This is a genomic window from Pseudarthrobacter sp. NPDC058119 (assembly GCF_042884655.1).
Classification (GTDB): domain Bacteria; phylum Actinomycetota; class Actinomycetes; order Actinomycetales; family Micrococcaceae; genus Arthrobacter.
Genome location: NZ_JBHVTN010000007.1, coordinates 294,488 through 310,213, shown reverse-complemented (window position 1 = coordinate 310,213; position 15,726 = coordinate 294,488). Strand labels below are relative to the sequence as shown.

Annotated in this window: 14 protein-coding genes; all 14 read right to left on the bottom strand. The window is 66.1% G+C overall.

The window, feature by feature from the left end:
• Nucleotides 1-143 precede the first annotated feature (143 nt).
• The 14 genes from ACFVTD_RS16390 to dop all read right to left on the bottom strand — a co-directional run bounded on the left by ACFVTD_RS16390 (nt 144) and on the right by dop (nt 15,688).
• Entirely contained in the window at nt 144-887 is a 744-nt protein-coding gene (locus ACFVTD_RS16390; protein WP_387564902.1) for a polyprenol monophosphomannose synthase, read from the bottom strand.
• 95 nt (nt 888-982) lie between these two features.
• Nucleotides 983-2,641 carry an amidohydrolase gene (locus ACFVTD_RS16385; protein ID WP_387564900.1) on the bottom strand — a complete coding sequence of 553 codons (1,659 nt, stop codon included), beginning with the start codon at nt 2,639-2,641 and terminating at the stop codon, nt 983-985.
• A 59-nt stretch (nt 2,642-2,700) separates the two neighbouring features.
• Entirely contained in the window at nt 2,701-5,616 is a 2,916-nt protein-coding gene (locus tag ACFVTD_RS16380) for a DEAD/DEAH box helicase (RefSeq protein WP_387564898.1), read from the bottom strand.
• 20 nt (nt 5,617-5,636) lie between these two features.
• Nucleotides 5,637-6,431, bottom strand: coding sequence for a twin-arginine translocase subunit TatC (gene tatC / locus ACFVTD_RS16375; protein ID WP_387564896.1), 795 nt, complete (start codon nt 6,429-6,431; stop codon nt 5,637-5,639).
• A 48-nt stretch (nt 6,432-6,479) separates the two neighbouring features.
• The gene (gene tatA / locus ACFVTD_RS16370) at nt 6,480-6,755 is read right to left on the bottom strand and encodes a Sec-independent protein translocase subunit TatA (RefSeq protein WP_387564894.1); all 276 of its coding nucleotides are present in this window, start codon (nt 6,753-6,755) and stop codon (nt 6,480-6,482) included.
• A gap of 32 nt (nt 6,756-6,787) precedes the next feature.
• Nucleotides 6,788-7,132, bottom strand: a complete 345-nt coding sequence (locus ACFVTD_RS16365) for a hypothetical protein (RefSeq protein WP_387564892.1) — start codon at nt 7,130-7,132, stop codon at nt 6,788-6,790.
• A 10-nt stretch (nt 7,133-7,142) separates the two neighbouring features.
• Nucleotides 7,143-9,128 (bottom strand): helix-turn-helix transcriptional regulator, encoded by a 1,986-nt coding sequence (locus tag ACFVTD_RS16360; RefSeq protein WP_387564890.1) that lies wholly within the window; start codon nt 9,126-9,128, stop codon nt 7,143-7,145.
• A gap of 113 nt (nt 9,129-9,241) precedes the next feature.
• Complete coding sequence (locus ACFVTD_RS16355; RefSeq protein ID WP_159631980.1) at nt 9,242-9,637, bottom strand: FKBP-type peptidyl-prolyl cis-trans isomerase; 396 nt, start codon at nt 9,635-9,637, stop codon at nt 9,242-9,244.
• A 61-nt stretch (nt 9,638-9,698) separates the two neighbouring features.
• On the bottom strand, nt 9,699-10,661 hold the full coding sequence (locus ACFVTD_RS16350; RefSeq protein WP_387564887.1) for an FKBP-type peptidyl-prolyl cis-trans isomerase: 963 nt from the start codon (nt 10,659-10,661) through the stop codon (nt 9,699-9,701).
• Nucleotides 10,662-10,792: 131 nt separating this feature from the next.
• Complete coding sequence (pafA, locus tag ACFVTD_RS16345) at nt 10,793-12,157, bottom strand: Pup--protein ligase (protein WP_387564885.1); 1,365 nt, start codon at nt 12,155-12,157, stop codon at nt 10,793-10,795.
• 9 nt (nt 12,158-12,166) lie between these two features.
• The gene (prcA, locus tag ACFVTD_RS16340; RefSeq protein WP_387564883.1) at nt 12,167-12,877 is read right to left on the bottom strand and encodes a proteasome subunit alpha; all 711 of its coding nucleotides are present in this window, start codon (nt 12,875-12,877) and stop codon (nt 12,167-12,169) included.
• A gap of 1 nt (nt 12,878) precedes the next feature.
• Nucleotides 12,879-13,700: a proteasome subunit beta gene (gene prcB, locus ACFVTD_RS16335; RefSeq protein WP_387564881.1), complete on the bottom strand. Its 822-nt coding sequence runs from the start codon at nt 13,698-13,700 to the stop codon at nt 12,879-12,881.
• 80 nt (nt 13,701-13,780) lie between these two features.
• Nucleotides 13,781-13,984 carry a ubiquitin-like protein Pup gene (locus ACFVTD_RS16330; RefSeq protein ID WP_141160425.1) on the bottom strand — a complete coding sequence of 68 codons (204 nt, stop codon included), beginning with the start codon at nt 13,982-13,984 and terminating at the stop codon, nt 13,781-13,783.
• 84 nt (nt 13,985-14,068) lie between these two features.
• On the bottom strand, nt 14,069-15,688 hold the full coding sequence (gene dop, locus ACFVTD_RS16325; protein ID WP_387564918.1) for a depupylase/deamidase Dop: 1,620 nt from the start codon (nt 15,686-15,688) through the stop codon (nt 14,069-14,071).
• Nucleotides 15,689-15,726: the final 38 nt, after the last annotated feature.

Here is a 15,726-nt window from a genome sequence, read left to right as displayed (position 1 = left end):
ACACCATCCGGCGCCACCGCCGCGGTCCGCGCCGCCCGCCATACGCCCCCCCCCCAAACCCGGGGGCGGCCCCGCACCATGGTGCGGGGCCGCCCCCTGTTTTTGTGCCGGCATGACGCCGGTCCGCCCTCGCGGGCAGAAGCCTAGGCCTGCTTGTTCTTCAGCTTGCCGGCCAGGGTGTTCCAGCGTGCCGCCAGGCCCCATTTGGTGACGTTGACCATGGCTTCGACCACGATGTTGCCGCTCATCTTGGAGGCACCGAGTTCCCGTTCGACGAAGGTGATGGGGCGTTCTTCGATGCGCAGGCCCAGTTTGGCGACGCGCCAGGCCAGGTCCACCTGGAAGCCGTAGCCCACCGAGTCGACCTGGTCGAGGTTGAGCTTTTCCAGGGTGGTCCTGCGGAAGGCGCGGTATCCGCCGGTCACGTCCCTGATGGGCAGGCCCAGCATGAGCCGGGCATAGGTGCTGCCTACCCGGGAGATTGCCTGGCGGTACAGCGGCCAGTTGACCACGCTGCCGCCGGGAACCCAGCGCGAGCCCATGGCCAGGTCTGCGCCCTGTTCGACGGCCTCAAGGAGTTGGGGAAGCTGTTCAGGCTGGTGGGAGCCGTCGGCATCCATTTCCACCAGGACGTCGTAGCCGGCATCCAGGCCCCATTTGAAACCGGCGATGTAGGCGGCGCCCAGTCCTTCCTTGCCCTTGCGGTGCAGGACGTGTACCTGGGAGTCTTCGGCCGCGAAGCCGTCGGCGAGCTGGCCGGTGCCGTCAGGGCTGTTGTCATCGACCACCAGCACGTCCGACGCCGGAACGGCTTTCCGCAGGCGCTGGAGCGTCTTGGGCAGCGATTCCAGTTCGTTGTAGGTGGGAATGATCGTAAGGACGCGCACAGAGGGCCTTTCCTGGTGGAAGTGGTCGGTGCACCTGATGCCGGATGGGCCGGCGGCGGGCGCAACTCCCCATTATAGGGTGGAGGGTTCCCGGGTCAGGAACGCAGGGCCGGGCTGGCGAACAGTTCGGCACCGTCTTTCACGGTTTGCAGGCACACCGGGTCCGAGCCCGTGTCCAGGGCCGGAAGGAGGGGGGTCCTGGCGCGCGGATCGGTGCTCCAGGACTGTACCCGCCCGTCTGCCACCTGGACCATCAGCTCTTCCACCTCCCAGACGGCGAAGCTGGCAGGGGCGCCCGGGACCAGCTGGCCGGCCATCGGGTTCGGGTGCCGTGCAGCGCGCCACCCCGCCCGGGTGTGGCCAAGGAACGCTGCCCGCGCAGAAATACGCTGGTCCGGGTTGTGGTGTTCCACGCAGGCGCGCACGCTGGACCAGGGACGTAGGGGCGTGACGGGGCTGTCGCTGCCGAAGCAGACGGGAACTCCGGCGGCGTAGAACGCGGCGAACGGGTTCATCGGCCCGCTTCGTTCCCCCAGCCGCCGCTCGTACAGGCCGCCTGGGCCGCCCCAGGCTGCGTCGAAGGAAGGCTGAGCGCTGACGGTCACGGAGTAGTGGGCCAGCCGGTCCACGGCTGCGGCGTCGGCCATCTCCACATGCTCAAACCGGTGGCCTGCGGCGCGCACCCGCTGCTCCCCCACTTCCTTGGCCGCCAGGTCCAGCGCCTCAAGTGCAGCATCCAGGCCGGCGTCCCCGATGACGTGGAACCCGCCCTGGATCCCCGCAAGCGAGCAGGCGGCAAGGTGGGCTGCCGCCTGGTCCACGCCCAGGTAGAGGGTTCCCCGCTCCTGGCCCGCATCGCTGTACCCGGCGCGCAGGGCGGCGGTGCGCGAGCCCAGGGAACCATCGATGTTCAGGTCTCCTGCAAGCCCGCGGACGCCCACCCCGAGCCCTGCCACCAGCGCGCGGGCCTCCTCCTCGGACGAGACCAGCCCGCCCCAGTACGGCATGACAGCGGGATAGCGCTGCCCGGCGTCAGGGGCGTTCCATCCTGCAGCGAGCCGCAGGTCATCGGCGCCGCCGATGTGGGGTGCGCCCATTTCGGCCAGGGCGACGTACCCGTTGGCAGCAGCTTCCGCCAGAGCGCGGGACTGGAGCCGCGCCAGCTCATTCCGGGGCAGTTGCCGGGCTGCCTTCCGTGCTGCCTCGTGGGCCGCCCGCGACACCCGGGCGCCGCCGTCGTAGCCGTCCTTGTCCTGAAGCTCCGCCGATGCGGCCAGGGACATGGACACCAGCGCCGAGTGGACGTCCACCCGGGAAAGGTAGACCGGCCTGCCCCCGGCTGCCCGGTCAAGCTCTTCCGCGGTGGGCAGGGTGGGATCCGCCCAGGTGCTCTCGTCCCAGCCGTGGCCGAGCACCGGTCCGTCCCCGCGGGCTCCGGCGACTGCATCCAGCAGTGCCCGGGCCGACGTCACCGGTCCCAGCTGGAGCGACTCGAGCGCGATTCCGGTTTCGGTCAGGTGCATGTGGGAGTCAACGAAGCCCGGTGCAACGAGGGCGCCGCGGAGGTCGATGATGTCCATGGTGGCATCGGCAATGGATGACGCCGCCTGTTCCGATCCCACCCAGGCAACCGTGTCCCCATCCACCAGCATGGCCGTGGCGAACGGATCAGCGGCTGTATAAACGGATCCGTTGCGGTACAGCACCGGGGCTGGACGGGAGCCGTTTGCGGGGGTCGAATCAGGGCGGGGCATAAAGGCAGGACTCCTGGAAGATGGGCAGGCCGGGTCGGCCCGGTTGGGGGTTATCGGGTTTAAAGGACGGACGAGTAAGCCACGACGCCGCGGCGGATGAGGTTGATCGCCTCGGCACAGAGCCGTGCCAGGCGCGGATCAAGGCCCGGGATTTTGGCCAGCTGGTCCAGCAGGTCCACCACCTGCTTGACCCAGCGGACAAAGTCCCCGGCGGCAAGGTCGGTGCCGCTCAGGACATCCTGCAGGTGGCGCCCGCGGGCCCATTTGTACAACGGCCACACGAGGCCGAGTTCGGGTTCGCCGGTCAGCGGAAGCTTGTTCTCCTCTTCCACGTCTTCGAGCACGGACCATTCCTTGACCACGATGTCCACCGAGGTCTCCAGGGAGACACTGGGCATGCGCGGCCGCAGGCCGCGGTCTTCGCGTTTCGCCTGGTAGACCAGGATGCTGGCCAGGGCAGCCACTTCCGCCGCGTCCAGGTCATTGAACGCGCCCAGCCGCAGGGACTGGGAGATCAGCAGGTCCTTCTCACCGTAGATCCGGCGCAGCCGCTGTCCGTCGGGGCTGATGTTCAGCCGGCCCTCTCCGGCGTCCTCGAGGTAGCCGTAGGCGGAAAGGACGTCGCAGACCCGGTCGAAGGTCTTGGCGATGGTGTTGGTGCGGCCCTGGATCTGGCGGACCAGGCCGTCAGTTTCGCGCCGCAGCTTCCACCAGCGCTCCGACCACCGGGCGTGGTCTTCGCGTTCGCTGCACCCGTGGCAGGGATGGGCTTTTAGGGCCCGGCGCAGGTCGGCGATCCGCCGCTCCTGGTTGGGGAGGGCTGCACCCCGGCCGAAGTCATGGTTGCGGTTCTGGCCGGGAGCGGGAGGACGGTTTTCGCGCAGGGCATTTCGGACGGAGGAGGCCAGGTCGCGGCGGGATTTCGGCACTTTTGCATTAAAGGATTTGGGGATCCGGACCCGGGTAACCGGCGCGATGGGCCCCTCCAGGTCGTCGGTTCCGATCCGGCGCAGTTGGTTGTCCAGGGTGAGCACGGCCGGCCGGGGTTCACGGCTTCCGTGGTCGGAACTGAGGACGACGGCGGGCCCCGGGGCACGTCCGCCGGGAACGTTCACCACGTCCCCGGGCAGGAGGCGGGCCAGGGAGTCGCCGCTGAGCGACTTCTGGACGCGGGACTTGGTGCGGGACGTGGCGCTCTCTGCATCGGAGAGCTCCCGTCGCAGCCGGGCATACTCCGTGAAGTCGCCCAAGTGGCAGGTCATGGATTTGGCGTAACCGGCAAGCGACTCCTCGCGGCTTCGCACCTGCCGGGCCAGCCCGACCACCGAGCGGTCAGCCTGGAACTGGGCAAACGAGGACTCCAGGATCTCGCGTGCCCTGGCACGTCCAAACTGTGCCAGCAGGTTGATGCTCATGTTGTAGGTGGGCCGGAAGCTCGAGTTCAGCGGATAGGTCCGCCGGGACGCCAGGCCGGCCACTGCCGTCGGGTCCGTCCCTGGTTGCCAGAGGACCACGGCATGGCCTTCGACGTCGATCCCCCGCCGGCCGGCCCTGCCTGTCAGCTGGGTGTATTCGCCTGCCGTGATGTCCACGTGGGCTTCGCCGTTGAATTTGTCCAGCTTTTCCAGCACTACTGAGCGGGCGGGCATGTTGACGCCCAAGGCCAGCGTCTCGGTGGCAAAGACAGCTTTCACCAGGCCGTCGGCGAACAGTTTCTCGACAACTTCCTTGAAGGTGGGCAACATACCGGCGTGGTGGGCAGCGAAGCCCCGCAGGAGGCCATCGCGCCAGGTCCAGAATCCCAGGACATCGAGATCGTCCGGCGGGATGTCCTGCCCGGCCTCGTCCACACGCTGGGCGATGATCCGCTGTTCCTTCTCGGTGGTAAGCCACAGGCCGGACCCTACGCATTGCGCGACTGCGGCTTCGCAGCCTGCCCGGGAGAAGATGAACGTGATGGCAGGGAGCAGGTCCATGCGGTCCAGGCTGGCAATGACCTGGGGACGGCTGGCGGGGCGCACTCCGGTCGGCTCTCCCCGGCCCGGCCGCTCGTACCCGCGCCGGCCCCGTTGCCCGCGGCCGCCGGGGCGGCTCCGGAAGCTTTGCTGGCTTTCGCTGCGTGCCACGGAGAGGAGGTCGGGATTGACGTCGAAGCCGCGCCCCTTGGCGGTCCCTGCCCGGTTCACTGACGTGGCGGGTTGCTGTCCCTCTTCGTCCACGGGCGGGGCTATCTCGTCGAACGTGGTTTCCCCGGCAAAAAGGTCCATGATCTGCCGTCCCACCATGACGTGCTGCCACAGCGGCACCGGCCGGTGTTCGGAGACGATGATGTCCGTGTCCCCGCGGACGGTGTCCAGCCAGGCACCAAATTCCTCGGCGTTCGAGACGGTGGCACTCAGCGAAGCGACCTGGACTTCACTGGGCAGGTGGATGATGACTTCTTCCCAGACTGCCCCGCGGAAACGGTCAGCAAGGTAGTGGACCTCGTCCATGACGACGTAGCCCAGGTCGTCCAAGGTGGCCGAATCGGCGTACAGCATGTTCCGCAGGACTTCGGTAGTCATGACCACCACCTGCGCGTCCCCGTTGATGCTGGTGTCGCCGGTTAGGAGGCCCACTTTGTCCGCACCGTATTTCTGGCTCAGTTCACTGAACTTCTGGTTGCTGAGCGCCTTGATGGGGGTGGTGTAGAAGGCTTTCAGGCCCCGCTGGAGTGCGAGGTAGATGGCGAACTCCCCCACGATGGTCTTGCCGGCTCCGGTAGGGGCGGCCACAAGGACTCCCCTGCCCTCCTGCAGCGAACGGCATGCCGCGCGCTGGAAGTCATCAAGCTCGAACTCAAGGGTCCGGGAAAACTGTCCGAGGTAGGTTGCCGCCTCTGCCTGGCGCTCGGCACTGGCACGGTACCTCTCGGCTGGCGAAAGTTCATCGGGATCGACGGGGCCGGCGGAGAAGGGTCCGGTGGTGGAGGACATACCCCAAGCCTAGCGGCAGGCTAGAGCTTCTTAAGTTCACTGCTGGGGGTGGCGATGTCAGCAGTGGCCTCGGTCTCCTCGACATGCTTGGCCTCGCGGCGTGCGCGGCGCTTGTCGTTCATGATGCAAATGCCGATCGCTGCGAAGAAGAGCGCCAGCAGAGGGCCGGCCAGCATGAACATGGAGATGGCATCCGCACCCGGTGCTGCGATGGCTGCCAGGACGAACACCAGGAACACGGTGATTCGCCAGGCCTTCAGGATGGTGCGGCCGGATACGATGCCCGCCATGTTGACGCCAACCAGCACCACCGGGACGAGGAAGGCCAGGCCCAGCATCAGCACCATGCGGGTGACGAATTCGATGTAGGTCCTGGCGTCTATGACGCTGGAGGAACCCGCGGGCGTGAACTGGGTCAGCGCGTGGACCACCTGCGGCACTACGAGCCAGCCCACCCAGATTCCGGCAAGGAAGAGCGGAATCGCAGCTGCCATATACCCCAGCGTGTAGCGCCGTTCCTTGGAGGTCAGCCCCGGGGTTATGAACGCCCACAGCTGGTAGATCCAGATGGGGCTGGAGATGACGGCGCCAATGAGCAGCGACATCTGCAGCTTGAAGTCGAAGGGTGACGCGATGGTGCCGAAGTTGATGGCCGCCAGTCCCCCGGTTTCATTCGAAATCCGGTTCACCGGTTCGGCAAGGGCCTTCAACAGCGGATCGTAAAGTATCCAGCCCCCAATGCCGCCAATAACGACGCCGATAGCCGACTTGATCAGCCGGTTCTTCAGCTCCTTGAGGTGCTCCCAAAGGGACATTCGCCCCTCGGGATTGGCTTTACGGGCCCGCGACAGTGCCACGGGAGGTCAGGCGCGGGTTGACGGCGGAACGTCAGTGCCGTCAGTCGGCTCACCGGGCTTCGCCTTGGGGTGGTTCACGATGGTGCCTTCCACGGGGCCATTTGCCTCAGTGGTGGTGTCGGCTTTGCCGTCGTTCTTCATTTCCTTGACCTCGGACTTGATGATCCGCATGGACTGGCCCAGGCTGCGGGCCATGGCCGGAAGCTTGGGCGCGGCGAAAAGAAGCAAAGCAACAACGATGATAATTACGATCGGCCAAGGGCCATCAAAGAGTCTTCCCACGGGAAATCCTTTCCTCTAAATACATCCTACTTCTATGTGAAGTCGAGATCTCCGAGCGCCTGCGGCTGGCCCCGGTCCTTTTTGCGCTGCACTCGCCGGCGGCGGCGATCTTCGCGCCGGGCCGATTTGGATGCCTCGTAATCATGTCGCATGAGCGCGGGTGAGGCAAAAACGGCAGAACCGGGCGGGTCCGGCCGCGTCTCCGTGGATTCCTGGATTTCGACGGGGGCCAGGTGTCCCAGCTTTTCACCCGCAGCGCTGAGGTCCTTGACCGTCGCCATGAACTGGCGGAAGAGACGGATGCCCAGAAGGACGTAGAACAGTACGGACACTGCAACGAGCGCCACCCATATAAGAATCCAGGACCACCAAGGCATGCTGAGAAGTCTATCCGGCGTACCTGTCCAGCGAGGCCGCCAGCCACTCCCGCGCGGCGTCAGCGAGCCCAACAGGATCCAGGATGCGGACCATGCCCCCGTGCTGGGCCACGAACATCGGCAGCCAGGCCGTGTTGCCGAACCTGATCTCGGCCACCAATCCGCCGTCGGGCAACTCCGCGGTGCGCTCGGCGTAGTAGTCTTCCGCCAGCCCCCGCCCCTGCCGGGTGAGCTGGACGGTAACTGGGGTGTCGTCGTCGTTCGCTGTGAACAGTTTGGCGGGGACGCCTCCCTCCGGCGTCCCATGCGTGCCGGCGGGCCGGCCGTTGGGGCGCACCTCCTGGATTCGGTCCAGCCGGAAATTCCGCAGCCCGTCCACCAAATGGCACCAGGCTTCGAAATACCAGGTGTTGTCGAGGGAGTAGAGCCGCAGGGGGTCCACGTCGCGCTCGGTTACCGCGTCCCGCTGGGGCGAGAGGTAGGCCATGTGGAGCTGGGAACCGGACTCGATTGCCTGCCGCACCGTGGCGTGGGTGGCAGCGTCCCCGGGAGCCACCTGCGGCCCTGCGATGGAGGCGGCGGCGAGTCCTTCCTCGCCGGCGGCGGCAAGGAGCTTCAACGTGACCGATTCCAGGGCGCCTCCGCCGTGCAGGCCGGGCAGGGTGTTCAGGGTTTCCAGGCCGGTCAACAGGGCACACGCCTCCGCGACCGTAAACCGGACGGGCCTGTTCAAGTCCAGGTCCTGGGTGATGTACACGTGGTCGTCGTCCCACTGGATGTCGAGGAGGTCGTCAGGATAGCCCTCGGGCAAGCCTGAGCAGATGAGGATCTGCAGGTCCGCCTCGAGTTCTTCCCTCGTGACGCCAAAGTGCTTTGCCACGTCCCGGATATGCAGGCCCTGGTTGTGGACCAGGAACGGGACCAACTGCAGCATGCGCTTGAGCTGGTCCTCCGAGGTGCCCTTCCGGGCTGCCCGGGGGCGGGTATCGGAGAAAGCGTAGGCCGGGACGGGCGCGGAGGTGAAGTCGGCTGCAGCCCGCAGCCGGCGCCGCACTGCCCCCGCCAGGTCCGCGGGTGCCACAACCAGGGCATCGGGTCCATAGCTGGCCAACTCTTCGGCGAGGACCTCCGGGTCGCGGTACTCAACGACCAACCGGTCCCAACCGACGTCGGGCATTGCCGGAGCCTGGTCTGCGCCGCCGGCCGTTGCCCGACGGCGCAGCGCCAGCAGGCGCCCCTGCCTGACGTCTACGACGGCGGTGCGCAGCGGCAGCTCAGGCAACCGGTCCAGTTCGGCGCGGATGTTGAAGCCCGCAGGTGGACTGTAGTGCTCTTTATTGAGGACGGTCACCGCGCTGGTGAGGCGGGACAGCCGGAAGTGACGGGGAGCGTTCCGGGCCCGGTCGTAGCCCATAAGGTACCACTGGCCGAAACGGCTGCCGAGGCCCCACGGCTCCACCCGCCGTTCCTCCTCCTGGCCGGTGCTTCCGGCGAGGTACGTAAAGCTGACTGGATGGCGGGCGTGCATGGCGGCAACGAGGTCGTCGAAGGCCTGTCCGGCGGGTTTGATGCGCGGCTGGACGCCGGCGGGCAGTTCCACGTCGGCGAGCCTGCCTGAGGCCTGGAGCTTGCGGAGGGCGCTCTGGGCGGCCGTCCCCAGTGCGGCCCGCTCCCAGAGCTGGGAGGCCAACAGGAGGACAGTCCATTCCTCCGGTCCCAGCTGCACATCAGGGAGCCGGCTGGATTCCTTGCCGATCCGGTACCTGGTGGTGGCGGGGTCGTCCTCGCTCCAGCCGAGGTCCGTCAGGGTCTCAACCTCGAACCCCATGGCCCGCAGGTCGTTTTTGTCCCGCTCGAACATGCGCCCGAAGGCGACGTCGTTGCCCGAGCTGTCGTGGTAGACCTTTTCGCGCAATTCACTGCGGTGCAGTCCGTAGCGGGTATTGAGCAGCGCAATCAGCAGGTTGAGGAGTCGTTCAGTGCGGGATACGGACACCTTGGTTACGTTACTAAACTCCCCGGGCGAAAGCAGAAAGCGCGGCAGCCGGGAGGTTGTCCTCCCTGCTGCCGCGCTTCGCGGTGCGATCAGTTTCTGCGTGTTGCGTCGCCTCAGCGGACGGCGACGAGGTCCACGACGAAAATCAGTGCCTCGTTGGGGGCGATGGCTCCGCCGGCTCCGCGGGAGCCGTAGGCCAGCTCGGAGGGGATCTCCAGGCGGCGGCGACCGCCGACCTTCATGCCCAGGAGGCCCTGGTCCCAGCCCTGGATGACCTGGCCGACGCCGACCCGGAAGTCCAGCGGTGCGCCGCGTCCCCAGGAGGCGTCGAATTCTTCGCCTGTGGACCAGGCAACGCCCACATAGTGGGTTGAGACGGTGTCCCCTGCCTTGGCCTCCTTGCCGTCACCCTCGATGAGGTCCGTGATGACGAGTTCCGTGGGGACGTCGCCTTCCGGGAAGTCGATCTCGGGCTTCTGGCGGTCGAATTCCCGCTGTCCAAAAGACATGATTACTCCTAATGAGTGGGTGATGGGTGCCGCGAAGGACGCGGCGTTCCTGTAAGTCTTGCTACTTGACCCCGAGGATGTCCACTACGAAGACAAGGTCGCCCTTTGCCTGGCCCTGGCCGGCATCTCCGTAGGCCAGGTCCTTGGGGATGACCAGCAGGACGCGGGAGCCCACGGTCTTACCCGCAAGGCCCTGGGTCCAGCCCTTGATGACGCCCGTGAGCGGGAAAGTGGCTGGCTGGCCGCGGTCGAAGCTGGAGTCGAACTTGGTGCCGTCGGAGAGATTGACGCCAACGTAGTTGACGGTGAGAGTGTCGGATTCCTTGACGGTGGCGCCCGTTCCCTTGATCAGGTCCTGGGAAACCAGGGCGGTGGGAGCGGGTGCACCTGCGACGTTGATCTCCGGAACGCCGTCTTTTTCCGTCACAGTCGGCAGGCCGGCAGGCGGCGTCACGGCGTCACCCTGCGGCTTGTCGAGGACGGGGGTGGGGTCCGAGGCGGAAAGGACCTTGATGATCAGCAGCTGGGAAGGCCCGGCTGCTGCGCTGGGGCTGGCACCATCTGACGGGCTCGGGCTGGCCGAGGGCGCACTCTGCTGGGCAGGGACGGCCAGGGCAAGGCTGGAGCCAACCTTTGCACCCACGAAGGCGTTGTAGATGACGGCGCTGCTGGTCTTGAGCTCGTCGTTCAGCTCCAGGCTTTCAGGCTCATTGGGGAACGTATCCTCCAGCTGGGAGCCGTCCGAACCGTTGAGGGCCAGGATGGAGATCTTGGCTACCTGGTTTGCCTTGACGGTGTCGCCGCTGCCTTCGGAAACCACCTTGATAGTGGGCTGGGTGACGGCCAGGGGCTTGTCGAAGTCCACACCCGGGGCCTTCTTGTCCCCGTTGTCGGTCAGCTTGAGGGAGTCGAACTTTGCAGTCTCCCCGGCGGACTGGCTGCTCGGCTCAGGCTGCGAGGCGGTGCCTCCGCAGGCGGTCAGGAGCAGCAGGCCGGGAAGGAGGATTGCTAGTAGTCGGCGCACGTAGTAAAACTTTCGTCGGGGCAGGGTGGACACGGCTCTGCCGCATGATTGCGGACACTGCCGTGGAAGGTCCCGTTAAAAAGAACCTTATCCAGAATAGACCCTGAAGCTGGACGTCAGCCCGGAGCCGATCAACCCATGGAGTCCAACAGGGCATCCACGCGCTCATCGACGCTGCGGAAGGGATCCTTGCAGAGGATGGTCTGGTGTGCGCGGTCGTTGAGTTTCAGGTGTACCCAGTCCACGGTGTAGTCGCGTCCCAGTTCCTGCGCACGGCGGACAAAGTCGCCGCGCAGCTTGGCGCGGGTCGTTTGCGGCGGCGCGTCAACGGCCCCCTTGATCACGGTGTCATCGACAATGCGACGCACCGCGCCCCGCGACTGCAGCAGGTAGTACAGGCCGCGGCTGCGGGAGATGTCGTGGTAGGTCAGGTCGAGCTGGGCAATCCGGGGTGCCTCCAGGCCAAGGTTGTGCCGTTCGCGGTAGTTGTCCATCAGCTTCTTCTTGATGGCCCAGTCGATTTCGGTATCGATCCCCCGGGCGTCTCCGGTCTCGATCGCATGGAGTGTCCGCTCCCAAAGGTCCAGGATCAGGGGAACATGCGGGTTGTGGGCGCCATGCTCCTGGACGAAGGCTGTGACCTTGGTCAGGTACTCCTGTTGGATTTCAAGTGCGGTGAGCTGGCGTCCGTTGGCGAGGCGGACCAGCGCACGGCCACTAAGGTCGTGGGAAATTTCCCGGATGCTTCGGATGGGGTTCTCCATCCGCATGTCCCGCATGATCACCCCGGCCTCGATCATTCGAAGGACCAGGTCCACGGTGCCGACTTTCATCAGCGCGGTGGCCTCGGACATGTTGGAGTCCCCCACGATCACGTGCAGCCGCCGGTAGAATTCGGCATCGGCATGCGGTTCGTCCCTGGTGTTGATGATGGGCCGGGACCGGGTGGTGGCGGAGGAGACGCCCTCCCAGATGTGGTCGGCACGCTGGGAGAAAGCATACGTCGCACCGTGGGGGGTCTTCAGGATCTTTCCCGCGCCGGCGATGAGCTGGCGGGTGACCAGGAACGGAATCAGGATTTCGGCGAGGCGGGAAAACTCGCCGCGCCGGGGAATCAGGTAGTTCTCGTGGCTGCCGTAGGAGTTCCCTGCCGAGTCGGTGTTGTTCTTGAACAGGTACACGGTGCCGTTGAAGCCCTCGGCGGCCAGGCGTGCCTGGGCCTCATCCACGAGGTCGTCAAGGATCAGTTCGCCGGCCCGGTCGTGCGCGATCAGCTGGGCAAGGTCGTCGCACTCGGCCGTGGCGTATTCCGGGTGGGACCCGACATCGAGGTACAGGCGCGAACCATTGGTGAGGAACACATTGGACGAGCGCCCCCAGCTGACCACCTTGCGGAACAGGTACCGGGCCACCTCCTCCGGGGCAAGAGGCCTCGAGTCCGGGCTCGAGTAGGAGATCCCAAACTCGGTTTCGATACCGAAGATTCTCTTGTCCATGTGGTCCTCCTAGGCCAGCAGTGCGGTGATGTCCGCGTCGTTCAGCCGGCGGAAGGCACGCCGGGTGCCGCGGGAGTTTTCCGAGACCCTGTCCAGGACGGCAACTTCCAGGGCACCCGGCGGCAATGGTGCCGGCGGCTGGTCACCCTCCTGGGCAGGGGTAAGTCCCTTCAGTGCCAGCCGTACGGCGTCGGCGAAGCCCAGCGAGGCCTGCCACCCTTCCCCGATGGCGGCAGACACTTTTTCAGCTTGTCCGCCCATGACAACAAAGCTGTGTTCGTCGGCGATCGAGCCGTCGAAGGTCAGCCGGTAGAGATGGTCCTCGGCCTGCGTGGGTCCAACTTCGGCCACGGCGAGTTCCACCTCGAAGGGTTTTTGCTCGGCGGTGAAGACGGCTCCGAGGCTTTGGGCGTACACGCTTGCCAGGCCCCGCGCTGTCACATCCTCACGGTCGTAGGAGTATCCCCTGACGTCGGCGTAGCGGACTCCTGCCTGGCGGAGGCTTTCGAATTCGTTGTACTTGCCGACGGCGGCAAATGCGATTTTGTCGTAGATTTCGCCGATCTTATGCAGGGACGGCGAGGGGTTCTCGGCCACGAGGGCAATGCCGTCGGCACAGCTGATGACCACGACGGAGCGGCCGCGCGCGATCCCTTTCCGCGCGAAGTCAGCGCGGTCCTTCATCAGCTGTTCAGGTGAGACATAGAACTGCTGGGTCATCTCAGGCCTCCCGTCCGGCGATCGTGCGCGCTTCAATCACGCCGCGTGAGGCCGCCGCGAGTTCGGCTTCAGGAACACGCCGGGCTCCGGTCCTGTCAACCGTGTATACTACGGGCCACAACTGGCGGACTGTATCCGGACCGCCTGTGGCCGAATCGTCGTCGGCAGCGTCATACAGGGACTCCACGGCAACGGAGAGGGCCTGTTCCGGGGTGAGGTTGGGCCGCCAAAGCTTCTTCAGGGCGCCGCGTGCGAAGACGGAGCCGGAACCGACGGTGTGGTGTTCGTGTTCCTCGTACCTGCCGCCGGTGACATCGTAGGAAAACAGCCGGCCAACGCCGGCGGTGATATCGAATCCGGCGAACAGGGGCACCACCGCAAGTCCCTGGAGGGCCATTGGGAGGTTGCCCCTGATCATGGCACCCAAACGGTTTGCCTTGCCTTCCAGGCTGAGCTGGGTGCCTTCAATCTTTTCGTAATGCTCGAGTTCAACCTGGAACAGCCGCGTCAGGTCAATGGCTATGCCGGCGGTTCCGGCGATGCCCAGGACAGAGAAGTGGTCAGCCGGGAAGACCTTCTCGATGTGCCTGCTGGCAATGACGTTTCCCATGGTGGCCCGCCTGTCGCCCGCCATCAGGACGCCACCGCCGTAGCTCATGGCCACGATGGTGGTGGCATGGGGCACCTGGACCGGTGCAGCGGTTGATGCACCACCCTGGAGGGACCGGCTGAAGGGCAACAGCTCAGGCCGGTCCCGCTGCAGGTGTTCGGTAAAGGACGAGGTGGCGTTGGCGGCTACCTGGTTGGCGGTTGATTCCTGCACTCATCACTCCTTGAACGTGGTACTCACAACGTCGGTACAGATCCCGGCCGGCCGCGGCTTCAGCCACAAAGTGGTCCGGGTTACTGGCCGCCCTTTTGGACGAACGCCCGGACGAACTCTTCGGCGTTGGATTCGAGGACGCCGTCGATCTCGTCGAGCAGGTCATCCACGCCTTCGGTCGATGCCGAGGCCTGCGCCTCCGGTGCTGCCGGGGGTGCTTCGGGGATGTCTTCGTCGACTTGGGTGTCACGTGACTGCGGCTGCTGCTGCTCCTGGCCTGCCATTGGTTTCCCTCTTTCTTCCGTCGGTGGATCCGGCGGATCCTCCGATATGCCCATCCTGCCACGGGACGGGCGTTCCGGCGCGGTTTACGCCGCAGGCGGAGTGCTGTTGTGTCCCAGCAGTTCACCCAGGAACGGTCCCGCTTCCCGGTAGCGCTCAAACAACGCTCCAGTCAGGGCTTTGGTTCCCCTCAGGGGCTCACGGGTGGGTACCCGTTGAAGCCGCCCGTAGCCGGGCACGTCGAAGATGACCGAATCCCAGCTTGCCCCCACAACGTCCTTGCCGAAGCTGCTGATGCACTTTCCCCGGAAGAACGCCCGGGTATCTGCCGGTGGCTCTGCCACGGCCGCTGCGATGGCGGAATCATCCACCACCCGCTGCATGCGGTTCCTGGACAGCAGCCTGTAGTAGAGGCCCTTTTCGGGCCTGATGTCGGCCCACTGCAGGTCGACAAGGCCCAGTCGTGCGTCGTTCCAGTCCAGGCCGTCGCGCTGGCGGTAGCCATCCAGGAGGGAGAGCTTGGCCAGCCATTCCACCGAGGTTGCCGCCGCGGCCCTGTCGCTGTCGAGCTGGGTGAGGACCGACGCCCACCGTTCCAGGACCTCGTGGGTGTGTCCGTCGCCGTCCACGGCATCGCCCACGCCGGTGTCCTGGGCGAGTTTGGCGGCGGCCTCGTGGTACATCCACTGGAGATCCAGTGCCGTGACGCGCCTGCCGTCGAGCAACCGGATCCTGGCGGTCAGGGACGTATCGTGGCTCACCGTCTTGAGGGCAGTGACGGGCTCGTATACCTCGATTTTCGGAGCCAGCCCGGCCTCGATCAGGCTGAGGACAAGGGCGGTGGTGCCGAACTTGAGGTAGTTGGACACCTGGCTGAGGTTGGCGTCTCCGATGATGACGTGCAGCCGCCGGTATTTGTCGGCGGTGGCGTGTGGCTCATCCCGGGTGTTGATGAGGGGGCGGCGGATGGTGGTCTCCAGGCCCACCTCTGCTTCGAAGAAGTCGGCGCGCTGGCTGATTTGGAAGCCGGGGGCGGAGCTGTCCTGGCCGATCCCCAGCCGGCCTGCCCCGCACACCACCTGCCGGCTGACGAAGAACGGGGTCAGCCCGCGCACAATGTCCCCGAACGGGACGGACCTGGGCATGAGGTAGTTCTCGTGCGAGCCGTACGAAACGGATTTGTTGTCCGTGTTGTTCTTGTAGAGATTGACCGGGGGCAGTGTCGGGTCCGCTGCCAGCCGGCGCACGGCCGCGAGGCCGACAAGGTCGCCGGCGGCGTCCCAGGCCACCGCGTCCCGGGGGTTCGTTACCTCGGGGCTGGAGTATTCCGGATGGGCGTGGTCGACATACAGCCGCGCGCCGTTGCCGAGGACCATGTTCATCAGGAGGGTCCCCGACTCGTCCTGCCCGTCCAGTTCCAGTTCCTCGCGGCCGTAGGCCAAAGCCACGGCCTCCGCGTCGAGAACCGGCGGCTGGTCGGTCAGCTGGGATGGATGGGCAGCGCCGCGGTCCACCGTCCAGCCACGGGCATCGTGCAGTGGCTCCTCATCCGTGTAGTCCCACCGTGTTTCGGCCCCGCCGGCCGCCCGCTGCCGCGTGACCTGGGCGTAGGCCTGGACCACGCGGGCGCTCATCATGGTGGCGTTGGCGGATGGGGCTGACGGAGCGTGGATTCCGTATTCGGTTTCTGCCCCCATGACCCGCATGGCCCCGCCGGCGGGGAGGGCTTCCCCGGCGGCGGATC